Genomic DNA, 12,381 nt, shown 5'->3' with positions numbered 1-12,381 from the left:
GGCATAATGCAGAACATTATGTTGATCTGATTTTTAGAAAACATACTGCACAGCAATGATCGCAGCACCGAGGATCACTAAGATCACACCAGTCGCCTGATTTAACAATTTTGCCGGTGCTTTATTCGCAAGAACAGCGGCAACTCTGGCAAAAATCAGAGTGCTGACCATGCAGAGAATAAGGACAACCAAATCAGGAGTGCCTCCGATCGCAAAATGGCTGAGTGCTCCGGTCAGGGCGGTGAAAGCCATAATGAAAACACTGGTTCCGACTGCCGTTTTCAATTCGTAGCCCAGAACGGATGTCAGGATCAAAAGCATCATCATTCCGCCTCCGGCACCGACAAAGCCGCAGATGCATCCGATGACAGTTCCGCAGATGATGGATTGGATGATCCGTTTTTTGGGATCGGTGGCAGCCATCGTTTCTTTGGTTGTCATAACGGGTTTTACGATGAATTTAATACCGAGTAACATTGTCATAAATGTGGAGAAACCGCCCATGGTCGTGCTTGGGATAAAGCTTGCCAGATAACTTGCGACAAAGGTAAAGATCATGACGGTGAACATCATCACAAGTCCGTTTTTGATATCCAGATTCTTATTTTTTCCATAGGTATAAGCGGAAACTGCGCTCGCGAGGACATCGCTGGCAAGTGCGATTCCGATTGCCTGGTAGGCGTCCATATGTAAAAAAGCAATGAGCATCGGGCTGATCACAGCCGCTGCGCTCATTCCGGCAAAGCCGGTGCCAAGGCCTGCGCCAAGTCCGGCGAGCAGACATACGATAAATGTTATCATAATTTTACAACTCCTTTTCTAATTTGATCACCTGATTGCGGATTTTTTCTGATAATTCATGGTAAAGTTTTAATTCTGTCGTCCGTCAGTCCGGCAGGTGACAGAGGTGAAAAAATGCGTCTGCATCTCTCTGACCATCTGCTATTATAGGCTGGCATTTTTCCGTGAGGCATAACCGTTGGATCCTCCGGTCATGAATGTCATTTTTTCTGATCAGATAGCCGCTTTGGACGAGCCGTTCCGTTGTTACCGAGACAATGCCTTTTTTGATCCCACGGATTTCACAGACATCCTTTGCGGTGTTATACATTGGGTTGTTAGCGATAAATAAAATCAGATCCAGATCGCTCTGGTTCAGCTGGTACTTCCTGCAGAGAGGCGTGCAAAAAGACTCGTATACATGCATGATTTTTTTATTTGCAGTTAATAATTCAGAAGGAAACATAGACTGATACACTCCTACGAAAAATTGATTTACTTTTGGTTATTATTTACAATAAGTCTAAAATTAGACCTTTTAAAAATAGATTATACAAAAAGAACAAATTTGTCAAGGAATAAAAAATTCATATTCTTTTCACTGGTGTGTATAAGTACTTGATGATACAATGAGTGCAAGTGAGAAGAACGCATTCATGCGTTCGGCGAGCGACGAATGTTGATCATGAAGCTTTGCTTCATGATATAATGAGTGCAAGAGAGAAGAACAGGAGAGGGTGCAAAAGATGAATATATTATTTTTTCTGACACCAAAAGAAGAGGTGGCACATGTGGAGGAGGATGATACTTTACGACAGGTCGTAGAAAAGTTAGAGTATCACGGTTACAGTGCGATTCCACTGCTGGCGCTTGATGGAAAATATATCGGTACGATCACGGAGGGGGATCTGCTGTGGGAGATGAAGGAAAAAGATTTTCCGGATGTCCATCGCATGGAAAAAATCCGAATTACAGATGTAAAGAGGCGAAGAGACAACGAGGCAGTAAAAATCTCGGAATCCATGGAAGATTTATTTGAGAAGATCACGAACCAGAACTTTGTTCCTGTAGTAGATGACAATGGCATTTTTATTGGAATTGTCACACGTAAAGATGTACTGCTCTATCTGGCGGGAAAACTCAGAAATCATTGAAAAGGAACGATTAAAAATGTCTGAGAAGAAGCAACGAGAACTAAGAGTCAGATGCCTTGTGTTAGATCACGATGACACGGTTGTAAAAAGTACACCGGAGATTAATTTCCCGGCATTTTTGCGGTCACTGAAAGATCTGCGTGGCACGACTATGAGCTATGAACAGTTTGTGGAGTATAATTTTGATCCGGGATTTTATGAGATGTGCGCGGACATTTTGCACTATACGCCGGAGGAGATCAGGTATCAGGAGGCAGAGTGGGAACGTGCGGCGGCAGTGACAATCCCGGCTGTCTATGAGGGTTTGCCGGAGATACTGCATACTTACATGGAAAATGGTGGCAAAATCTGTGTGTCTTCCCATTCCATGCGAAAGACGATTTTGAGAGATTACGAGGCGGCAGGACTGCCGACGCCGGAACTTATTTTCGACTGGGCATGTCCGGAGGGGAAAAGAAAGCCGCATCCCTATGCATTGCAGGAAACCATGCGTATTCTGAATTTAAAGCCGGAGGAACTTCTCATGGTGGATGATTTAAAACCCGGCTATGACATGGCAAAAGCGTGTGGCGTTCCGTTTGCCTGTGCTGGCTGGTCGGATAACCAGATTCCGGTCGTGCGGGAGTATATGCAAAAATACTGTGATTACTATCTTAAGACGACAGCAGAATTAGAGAAGATCTTATATAAGGATTAATAAAAGCAGGGGATGCCCTGCTTTTACATTTAAGAAATGATTCTGACACCAATTTCCGTCACATAATCTTCAATCGATTCTGCCATCAGATTATTGACGGCATATGTTTCTAAAAAAATGTGATCTATTTTTATCTGCCTACATCTGGCATATTCCAGCAGTCGTTCATACGCGGCCCCGATCGTATTCCAATGGCCTTTATGGTAGCCCGTCAGATATTCACCGGCTTTGAGTATCTGATAGTCCATACCTTTTGGCTTTTTAAATGGAAGGATGACCGCATTTGTGTAATTGTCATAAACACCGGACAGAATATCGTTCTCATTCTGGATATAGCCGATCTCATAATCCATCTGATAATTTCTGCGCTCGAATTCAGTGATAAATTCATTCGTCTTTTTCAGGATTCCTGCATCCGTTTCATCTCGGATTTCCTCATAAATATAGTAGCGGTTCGGAAATTGCTTTCGGAAAACGTGCTCAAAGTCAATGCTCCAGATTCCCTTCATTTTTTCTTTTCTGCCACGGATAAACTGTTGCTGGTATTTTAATCGTTTGATCTGTTCTGTGATTTTTTTATCCTCTTTTTCAAAAAGTTCCATCAGGCTTTCCGGGCTTCGATGATCCATAAATTCTTTGATTTCATTTAACGGCATGCCCATCTCTTTCAAAATGATAATTGTGTCAAATACTTCCATCTGGTAAATGGAATAATAGCGGTAATCGTTGGTATCCACAATTTCCGGTAAAAATAAACCGATATTATCATAATGAAACAAGGTATTTTTTGTCACACCCATGCGCCTTGCAAACTCGCCTGTAGTCATGTATTTGTTGTGATCCATACGGTATCTCCTTATGTCCAGATTAACAATGATAAAGCTTAAAAAGTACTGTGTCATTGAGGATGGAAACGTTTTAAAATTTGCACTTGACTATATTGTTGCCATATAGTTTATGATAGCATTTGTGCGCTGAAATGCCAATGATTATTTGGATGCGTACCATAATGATACAGATTAAGATTACTTAATATGAATAGAATTTTACGAAAGGATTTTGTATGTCACAGTCAATCAGTCAGAAATTTACACCGATTTCATTGTTAAAATTTGCATTACCATCCATGGTTATGATGATGTTTATGTCGTGTTATACGATTGTGGATGGAATTTTTATTTCAAGATATCTTGGCAGTGAGGCACTCTCTGCGGCAAATATTGTATATCCGGTTTTCAATCTTTTACTGGCAGTCGGAATCATGTTTGCGACAGGAGGAAGTGCCGTTGTCAGTAAAAAACTTGGGGAGGGGAAAAAAGAAGAGGCCATGGAGGACTTCTCGTTTCTCACTGCAGTCGGAGTGGCGCTCAGTGTACTTTTGATGATCGCCACATTACTTTTTCATAATCAGATCAGTCTGTTTTTAGGTTCCAGTGAACGTATTTTAGATTACTGTAATGCCTATCTGATCTATCTTGTATTGTTTGCTCCGGCATGTATGTTACAGTCGTTGTACCAGTCCTTTTTTGTCACAGCAGGAAAACCGCGTCTTGGTCTGGTGCTTACTGTGATCGCCGGGCTTGCGAATGCTTTTTTTGATTATTTTTTTCTTGCGGTCTGCGGTATGGAAATTGAAGGAGCTGCGATTGCAACCGGAATTGGACAGATGATTCCTGCCGTTGTAGGAACCGTATACTTTTTCTTTTTCAAGGGTGAATTGCATTTTGTGCCGTTCCATTTTCATGGGGCAACCTTAAAACAGTCTTGTTTTAATGGTTCTTCAGAGATGGTCAGCAATCTGGCAAATGCGATCATCACGTATTTATTCAACATTATTTTAATGCGCATTGCAGGAGAAAACGGAGTTGCTGCCATCACAATTATTTTGTATGCTCAGTTTCTGTTTAACTCGCTCTACCTTGGATTCTCCATCGGTGTTGCGCCTGTCATCGGTTTTCAGTATGGAGCGAAAAACCGTGACCAGTTGAAAAGTCTTTACAAAATATGTAATTGCTTTGTGATTGCATCCTCGGTAGTTATTGCCTTCTTCTCATGGCTTCTCTCGGATGGCATTGCATCCATTTTTGTTCCAGACCGCGGGGAAACTTATGTCATGGCATCTGAGGGGCTGCGTATTTTTGCATTGTCGTTTTTGTTCAGCGGATTTAATATTTTTTCGTCTTCGTTGTTTACAGCCTTATCCGATGGAAAAACGTCAGCCATTATTTCGTTTGGCAGAACGTGTGTATTTATTATCCTGTCACTGATGATTCTGCCAAATATTCTTGGACTTACCGGTGTCTGGCTCGCAATTCCGGTTGCGGAATTTCTGGCAGTTTTTGTGTCGGTTTATTATCAGTGGACAAAACGGAAAAAATATGGGTATCTGTGATAGGATGAAAAATTAAGAAATCTTTAAGGTTAAAGGTATAGGATTCTAACATTAAGTCATTTATAATAAAAAACATCATACAAATGTTAAAACAAGGAGGCTAAATTCTCTCCTCCTCAAAGGATTCAGGATTTTTCCTTCGGAAAAACAAGGAGTCTTTATCCTCTCCTCGTCCAAGGAACTGGGATTTGCTTCGCAAACAAGGAGGATTAAGATGTTAGAATTGATTCCAGCTTCTGCAATTATCGCAATTGTGGTGATTGCACTCATTGTCATTTTTTTAGCCGTCGGCTATGTGAAGGCACCACCGGATATGGCATTTATTATTTCCGGTATTAAGAAAAAATCAAAAATCGTAATCGGAAAAGCAGCCATCCGTATTCCGTTTTTTGAACGTCTTGATAAGTTGAACCTTCGACTGATCCCAATTGATGTCAAAACAAGCAATGCTGTGCCGACCGCAGATTACATTAACATTAATGTAGACGCAACGGTTAACGTTAAAATCAGTAATGAATCTGAAAAATTAAGACTTGCAGCAGAAAACTTCCTGAATAAAAATACAGAATACATAGCAGGCGTGGCAAGAGAAGTTCTCGAAGGTAATGTGCGTGAGATCGTAGGTAAGATGAAGCTGGAAGAAATGGTTTCTGACCGACAGAAGTTTGCAACCCTTGTAAAAGAGAATGCGGAACCTGACCTTGCAGCTATGGGACTGGATATTATCAGCTTTAACGTACAGAACTTCGTAGATGGAAATGAAGTTATCGAGAACCTGGGTATTGATAATATCGTAAAAATCAAAAAGGCAGCAGCAATTGCCAGAGCAGAAAGTGAAAGAGATATCAAGGTTGCGCAGGCAGCGGCAGACAAAGAATCCAATGATGCAGCAGTTGCGGCTCAGACAGAGATTGCAAAGAAACAGAATGAACTTGCAATCAAGCGTTCAGAGTTACAGCAGGAAGCAGATACGAAAAAAGCTATGGCAGATGCAGCTTATGAGATTCAGAAAGAGGAACAGCGTAAGACCATTGAGGTAACAACTGCCAATGCAGATATTGCAAAACAGGAACGTGAGATTGAGTTAAAACAGAAAGAGGTTGCAGTAAAAGAGCAGGCTCTTGAGGCAGAAGTTAAGAAACAGGCGGAAGCAGATAAATATGCAGCACAGCAGAAAGCCGATGCGGCACTCTATCAGAGACAGAAAGAAGCCGAGGCAAAACAGTTTGAGGCACAGCGTCAGGCAGAAGCGAGAAAAGCGCAGGCGGAAGCAGACCGCTTTGCCAAAGAGCAGGAGGCCGAAGGTATTCGTGCGGTAGGTGAAGCAGAAGCTGCAGCCATTCAGGCTAAAGGGTGTTGCGGAAGCAGAAGCGATGGAGAAAAAGGCGGAAGCTTACGCAAAATATAACAAAGCAGCCGTAGCCGAGATGATGATCAAAGTTCTTCCGGATGTTGCTGCAAAGATTGCAGAGCCATTGGGTCAGATCGACAAAATTACGATTATCGGTGGCGATGGTGGCAACAATGGTGTTGAGCAGGTTGCAGGAAATGTTCCGGCAGTCATGGCAAAGCTTTTTGAGAGTATGAAAGAAGCTACCGGCATTGACCTTGCAGATATCGTAAAAGCGGATACCTATGACGCAAAAGTAAATCGCAATGTCAATGTGAGTGGAATTGATTCCGTAAACCTTGTAGTAAAAGACGAGAAAGAAAATCCAACCACTTAGTTCGTAAACCAGAGTTTAACTTATGAACTGCCGCTTGCAGGTGGTGTTACGGATTTCCAGAGCTACTGTATTGCATGCATAACAACTTTATAAAATAAAAAATAGAACTGTTTGTTTTCAGGAGCGCTTCCGCTTGTTGTCGCTGGCAACGGTACTAAGAAAGTATCCATCGTGATTTCAAAATCCAATTGACATTGGCTTTTGAAATCGCAATGTCTGCTTTCTAAGGACCGGCCGCTCCCAAAATCCTGAAAACAAATCAGTTCTATTTTTTATTTAGCCAAGGCTGTGCAGCATGCAATATCCCAGATTGTGAAAATCCGTCAATCCAGAATACGAGCGGCAGAACCCAAAGATGAAACTCCGAGAGTTCCATAACGTAAATTGCAGATTTTGTGGTGCGATTCATGATGTTGATTGGGCAAATATAAGCGTCCTCTCACAAGTCATTCGTACAGCGTAAATGAAAGAAAAACGGTACAGACAAATATGATTTCCTTTGTGAGCCATGGAGATAAGACTCTTTGAGGCTTATCGGAATGCCCGGCGAACAGGAACATCATATTTCGTCTGTACCGTTTTTCTTTTCATAAACCGATAAAATCACGACTTGCGAGAGGACGCTTATATCTGCCCCCTCACAGCCTATAAAAGCACCACAAAATCTGCTGCTCCACGGTAAGTTAAACTCCGGTTTATTTCACAAGCTGCTCTGCGTAATCGAGAGCGTCAACAATGTTTTCATGGAAATTTTCTTTTCCGATAAGTTCCACAAATCCATCTTTTTCCATAACATGCATAGGCTGTTCATTTACGTGTGAGAATACCAGTGTGATATTTTTGCGTTTTGCACGGTCGGCGAGTTCGTGTAAGGAATGCATAGCACTTGCATCGATCGCAGGAACACTTCTCATACGGATGACAACAACCTTGGTGTGGTGATGGCTGTTGATATTTACAATCTGGTCGGCAGCAGCAAAGAACATTGGACCACAGATTTCAAATACGCTGATGGAGTGGGGAATATCACGGAGTTTTTCTGCCTCACCCGGAGTGATGTCAGGGGAGTCGGTGTATTTCCATGCTTTGATATCGGCGGTTTCCGCCATACGTTTCATAAATAATAATGCAGCAAGTACAACACCGATTTCAATTGCAACTACCAGATCAAAAAATACCGTTAAGAAAAAGGTCGCAACTAGAACGATGATGTCACTCTTTGGTGCAGTTTTGCAAAGGCGGAAGAAAGAAGTCCAGTCCGCCATATTTGCGGCAACCACAAGAAGAACAGCGGCTAAAGTGGTCATTGGGATCAATGCAGCAAGCGGCATCAAAACCAGAAGAATGATCGTTAAGGTGATACAGTGCACAATACCGGCAATTGGAGTACGACCACCGTTACGGACATTGGCAGCAGTTCTTGCGATTGCGCCAGTGGCAGGAATACCGCCGAAAAGTCCGGAAAAAATATTTCCAAGTCCCTGCCCAATCAGCTCGGCATTAGATTTGTGTGTGTCACCGATCATACCGTCAGATACGACTGCGGAAAGCAGGGATTCAATACCGGCGAGGATGGCAATTGTAAATGCAGGTGAAATCATTTCCTGCACAAGCTTCATGGAAAGAGCAGGTGCATGGAAGGTTGGAAATGCGGAATTTAATTCACCGTAAACACTGCCAATTGTATTTACCGGGAGTTTTGCAAAATATACGATTGCAGTTGTGATAATAATTGCGATCAGGGAACCTGGAATTTTGTCTGTTACTTTTGGCCAGAACAGCATAATGATAATGGCAACAACACCGATGATTGTAGAGGTGAGGTTGATCGTGCTGATATTTTGTACATAAGCAATGACTTTGTTTAAAAACTCGGAAGGAACCGAAGCAATTTCAAGACCGAAGAAATCTTTCAACTGTCCGACAAATAAAGTTACCGCGATACCACAGGTGAAACCGGTAGTAATGGTATAAGGAATGTATTTGATCAGGGAGCCAAAACGGCAGATTCCCATAATCACAAGGATGATTCCTGCAAGGATCGTAGCAACGATCAGTCCGTCAGTTCCGTACTGTTCTACAATTCCGTAGATAATCACAACAAAAGCTGCGGTTGGTCCACCAATCTGGACGCGGCTTCCGCCGAAGAAAGAAATAAAAAATCCGGCGATAATGGCAGTGTAAAGTCCCTGTTCAGGTCCTACACCGGATGCGATTGCTAGTGCGATGGATAGTGGAAGAGCGATGATCGCAACAATGATACCGGAAATAATATCTTTGATGAGCTGCTCTTTGGTGTAACCTTTCATAACATCAAAAAGTTTTGGTCTTAGTTCATTCATGTGATGATTTATCCTTTCAGTAAAAAATATATAAAATAATTATAAAAAAACTATAAACACGCAAGTTAAAATTTTAGCACTGTGCAATACCTATTTCAAGGAAAAACACTTGTTAATTTTTTGACAACTTGTTTTTTAGGCAATACATAAGGGATACAGTTTAATTCCTATTGACATAGTATGAATAGAGGAATATACTGAATATAATGATTTTACAGTGCAAATTTGTTTTTTTAATGACAAATTTTATCGGGAAGGAATATATTATGAAAGTATCAACAAAAGGCAGATATGCATTAAGATTAATGCTGGATCTTGCAGTGAATAATACCGGAGAACCGATTAGTCTGAAAGATATTGCAAGAAGACAGGGGATTTCGGATAAATACTTAGAGCAGATCATCTCTGTTTTGAATAAGGCAAAATACGTGAAGAGCATCCGTGGTGCGCAGGGAGGATACATATTAACCAAAAAGCCTGAGGAATATACAATAGGCATGATTCTCAGACTGACAGAGGGAAGTCTTGCGCCGGTAGCATGCGTGGAAGAAGAGAATACCTGTGAAAAAATCCATGACTGCGCAACAATTCTTGTATGGCAGAAGATGAACGAAGCAATCAATGACGTGGTAGATCATATGACATTGCAGGATCTCGTAGACTATGAGATGAAGGAGTGCTCGGATTATGTAATTTGATTTTTGTGATAAAAAACATCAATGAAAGAGATTAAATTTAATCATTTCATTCTTTCTATCACCGTGTTAAGATTACATCAGATTTGTTGATGTATTTTATGCAAAGAAAGAATTGCGGTAATGCTTCCAGAGATTTGTACATTTATTGTGCAGATGATCAGAATATAAGGTTCTTTCTTTGTGATAAATGAAACGATGAAGAGAAGCAAATATTTAATATGACATATAAGATGCCGCATTAGTTTCGCCTCTATGATTCGGATGAATCGTAGAGGTTTTTTGCTGGGCTTTAATAAGGAAAGGAAATTTGAAAATGAAAAACGTAAACAAATATGAAAGACAATATTTTATGCCGCCGGTCTGTGAGTATGACTGGGCAAAAAAAGACCATATTGAAAAAGCACCAATCTGGTGTTCCGTCGATCTTCGTGATGGAAATCAGGCTTTGATCGAGCCAATGAGTCTGGACGAAAAGCTTGAATTTTTCCAGATGTTAGTGGATATCGGATTCAAGGAAATTGAGGTTGGTTTCCCGGCAGCTTCTGAGACAGAATTTATTTTCATGAGAACATTGATCGAGCGTGATATGATCCCGGATGATGTGACCGTACAGGTTTTGACACAGGCGAGAGAACATATTATTAAGAAAACATTTGAGGCGGTCAAGGGTGCGCCGCATGCAGTCATTCACCTTTACAATTCTACTTCTGTGGCACAGCGCGAACAGGTATTTAAAAAGAGCAAAGAGCAGATCAAACAGCTTGCAGTCGATGGCGCAGAATTGCTGAAAAAACTGGCAGACGAGACAGAGGGGGATTTCTCTTTCGAGTACAGTCCTGAAAGTTTCCACGGCACAGAAGTGGATTATGCAGTGGAAGTATGTAATGCGGTACTTGATGTATGGCAGCCATCTGCACAGAATAAGGCGATCATCAACATTCCGGCTACTGTAGAAACAGCAATGCCGCATGTGTTCGCAACCCAGATCGAGTATGTAAGTAAAAATTTGAAATATCGTGACAATGTTGTTTTAAGCCTTCATCCACACAACGACAGAGGATGCGGTGTCAGCGATGCAGAGCTTGGACTGCTTGCGGGAGCAGACCGGATTGAGGGAACATTATTTGGAAACGGAGAGCGTACCGGTAACGTGGATATCATCACAGTCGCAATGAACATGTATTCCTATGGAATTGATCCGCAGCTCGATTTTTCCAATATGCCACATATCCGCGAAGTGTATGAGCGTCTGACCAGAATGCAGGTAAATGACCGTCAGCCGTATGCTGGTAATCTGGTATTCTCTGCATTTTCCGGTTCTCATCAGGATGCGATCGCCAAAGGTATGGCGTGGAGAGAAGAGAAGAAGCTTAACACATGGACAGTTCCATATCTTCCAATCGATCCGGTGGATGTTGGCAGAACGTACGATTCTGATGTTATCCGTATCAACAGCCAGTCCGGTAAGGGTGGAATCAGTTACATACTGAAACAGAACTTTTCTATTTCCGTGCCGGAGAAGATGCGCGAGGAAGTTGGTTACGCTGTGAAACAGGTATCCGACGAGGAACACAAAGAGTTGTCTCCACAGTGGGTTTACGAGATTTTCGAGGACAATTACATTCATTATACTCCATACTTCCAGATTTCCGAGTGTCATTTCCGTCAGGATGATGGCATTATGGCAGAGGCAACGATTCAGTATGGAGAGAAAAAGACGATTGTAGATGCCAATGGTAATGGACGTCTGGATGCGATCAGTAACACGATTAAGCAGTATTTTGGAATTACTTATGAACTGTCCACTTATGAGGAGCATGCATTGTCCCACGGTTCCTCCTCCAAGGCGATGGCTTATGTTGGTATCACCCACGATGGAAAGAATTACTGGGGCGCAGGCATGGATGAGGATATCATCAAAGCGTCTATCCATGCGCTTGTGGTAGCGGTCAACAAGCTGCCGGAGATGACCAAAGATGACAATCATCAGGATGACCGTCTGGTTTCCATGTTAAATTATATCCAGACAAATTATCAGACTGTAACATTAGAGAATATGGCAGAACAGTTCCATCTGTCAGAACCATACATTTCCAAATATATTAAAGATAAATCCGGTAAAACATTTGGAGAACACGTTGCACACACCAGAATGAAACGTGCCAAGACGTTGTTAAAAAATGGCAACATGACAGTTGAGAATATTTCCTATGCGGTTGGTTATCAGAATGTGGAGCATTTTAACAGAACCTTTAAGAAAACATTTGAGATGACACCACTGCAGTACCGGAATTTAAGTAGAGAGTAAACCAGAGTTTAGGTTTTGAACTGCCGCTTGTAGGTGGTGTTACGGATTTTCGTAGGTTATGTTAATTGCATGCCTATAAAGTATTTATAAACATAAAAAATAGAACTGTTTGTTTTCAGGAACGCTTCCGCTTGTTGTCGCTGGCAGCGGTACTAAGAAAGCATCCATCGTGATTTCAAAATCCAATTACATTGGCTTTTGAAATCGCAATGTCTGCTTTCTAAGAACCGGCCGCTCCCAAAATCCTGAAAACAAATCAGTTCTATTTTTTATTAAGCCAAGA

Annotated in this window: 9 protein-coding genes and 1 pseudogene; 6 read left to right on the top strand and 4 right to left on the bottom strand. The window is 41.7% G+C overall.

Annotated features, from left to right (window positions below; genetic code table 11):
- Positions 1 to 33 precede the first annotated feature (33 nt).
- A complete protein-coding gene (locus tag ACDD58_RS00150; RefSeq protein ID WP_370774905.1) occupies positions 34 to 801 on the bottom strand; it encodes a sulfite exporter TauE/SafE family protein in 768 nt (255 codons plus the stop codon).
- Between the two features lie 85 nt (positions 802 to 886).
- Positions 887 to 1,246, bottom strand: a complete 360-nt coding sequence (locus tag ACDD58_RS00145) for a MarR family winged helix-turn-helix transcriptional regulator (protein ID WP_370774903.1) — start codon at positions 1,244 to 1,246, stop codon at positions 887 to 889.
- A 280-nt stretch (positions 1,247 to 1,526) separates the two neighbouring features.
- On the opposite strand from ACDD58_RS00145, the gene ACDD58_RS00140 reads away from it, so the two are divergent.
- Together ACDD58_RS00140 and ACDD58_RS00135 are read left to right on the top strand one after the other, a co-directional pair.
- Positions 1,527 to 1,934: a CBS domain-containing protein gene (locus tag ACDD58_RS00140; protein WP_007883901.1), complete on the top strand. Its 408-nt coding sequence runs from the start codon at positions 1,527 to 1,529 to the stop codon at positions 1,932 to 1,934.
- 16 nt (positions 1,935 to 1,950) lie between these two features.
- A complete protein-coding gene (locus tag ACDD58_RS00135) occupies positions 1,951 to 2,631 on the top strand; it encodes an HAD family hydrolase (RefSeq protein ID WP_070101738.1) in 681 nt (226 codons plus the stop codon).
- 29 nt (positions 2,632 to 2,660) lie between these two features.
- Here the strand turns inward: ACDD58_RS00135 and ACDD58_RS00130 are convergent, their stop codons facing one another.
- Complete coding sequence (locus tag ACDD58_RS00130) at positions 2,661 to 3,476, bottom strand: MerR family transcriptional regulator (RefSeq protein ID WP_021923417.1); 816 nt, start codon at positions 3,474 to 3,476, stop codon at positions 2,661 to 2,663.
- Between the two features lie 218 nt (positions 3,477 to 3,694).
- On the opposite strand from ACDD58_RS00130, the gene ACDD58_RS00125 reads away from it, so the two are divergent.
- Both ACDD58_RS00125 and ACDD58_RS00120 read left to right on the top strand, forming a co-directional pair.
- Positions 3,695 to 5,023 carry an MATE family efflux transporter gene (locus ACDD58_RS00125; RefSeq protein ID WP_055168532.1) on the top strand — a complete coding sequence of 443 codons (1,329 nt, stop codon included), beginning with the start codon at positions 3,695 to 3,697 and terminating at the stop codon, positions 5,021 to 5,023.
- Positions 5,024 to 5,237: 214 nt separating this feature from the next.
- A pseudogene (locus ACDD58_RS00120) lies at positions 5,238 to 6,750 on the top strand (SPFH domain-containing protein).
- Between the two features lie 695 nt (positions 6,751 to 7,445).
- Here the strand turns inward: ACDD58_RS00120 and ACDD58_RS00115 are convergent.
- A complete protein-coding gene (locus tag ACDD58_RS00115) occupies positions 7,446 to 9,092 on the bottom strand; it encodes a SulP family inorganic anion transporter (RefSeq protein ID WP_055168635.1) in 1,647 nt (548 codons plus the stop codon).
- Positions 9,093 to 9,358: 266 nt separating this feature from the next.
- Here ACDD58_RS00115 and ACDD58_RS00110 point away from each other — a divergent pair, with 266 nt between their 5' ends.
- Both ACDD58_RS00110 and ACDD58_RS00105 read left to right on the top strand, forming a co-directional pair.
- Entirely contained in the window at positions 9,359 to 9,790 is a 432-nt protein-coding gene (locus ACDD58_RS00110) for an Rrf2 family transcriptional regulator (RefSeq protein ID WP_044927116.1), read from the top strand.
- A gap of 313 nt (positions 9,791 to 10,103) precedes the next feature.
- Positions 10,104 to 12,098, top strand: a complete 1,995-nt coding sequence (locus tag ACDD58_RS00105; RefSeq protein WP_007883440.1) for a 2-isopropylmalate synthase — start codon at positions 10,104 to 10,106, stop codon at positions 12,096 to 12,098.
- The last annotated feature ends 283 nt before the right edge of the window (positions 12,099 to 12,381 follow it).

The sequence above is a fragment of the Roseburia sp. genome, assembly GCF_041325975.1.
Taxonomy (GTDB): domain Bacteria; phylum Bacillota; class Clostridia; order Lachnospirales; family Lachnospiraceae; genus Roseburia; species Roseburia rectibacter.
This window is presented reverse-complemented; position numbering and strand designations above follow the sequence as displayed.

Bases quoted from the DNA above. Each gene is read 5' to 3' on its own strand.
- ACDD58_RS00115 (WP_055168635.1), bottom strand. From the start codon at position 9,092: ATGAATGAACTAAGACCAAAACTTTTTGATGTTATGAAAGGTTACACC.
- ACDD58_RS00145 (WP_370774903.1), bottom strand. From the start codon at position 1,246: ATGTTTCCTTCTGAATTATTAACTGCAAATAAAAAAATCATGCATGTA.
- ACDD58_RS00130 (WP_021923417.1), bottom strand. From the start codon at position 3,476: ATGGATCACAACAAATACATGACTACAGGCGAGTTTGCAAGGCGCATG.
- ACDD58_RS00125 (WP_055168532.1), top strand. From the start codon at position 3,695: ATGTCACAGTCAATCAGTCAGAAATTTACACCGATTTCATTGTTAAAA.
- ACDD58_RS00150 (WP_370774905.1), bottom strand. From the start codon at position 801: ATGATAACATTTATCGTATGTCTGCTCGCCGGACTTGGCGCAGGCCTT.
- ACDD58_RS00140 (WP_007883901.1), top strand. From the start codon at position 1,527: ATGAATATATTATTTTTTCTGACACCAAAAGAAGAGGTGGCACATGTG.
- ACDD58_RS00135 (WP_070101738.1), top strand. From the start codon at position 1,951: ATGTCTGAGAAGAAGCAACGAGAACTAAGAGTCAGATGCCTTGTGTTA.
- ACDD58_RS00110 (WP_044927116.1), top strand. From the start codon at position 9,359: ATGAAAGTATCAACAAAAGGCAGATATGCATTAAGATTAATGCTGGAT.
- ACDD58_RS00105 (WP_007883440.1), top strand. From the start codon at position 10,104: ATGAAAAACGTAAACAAATATGAAAGACAATATTTTATGCCGCCGGTC.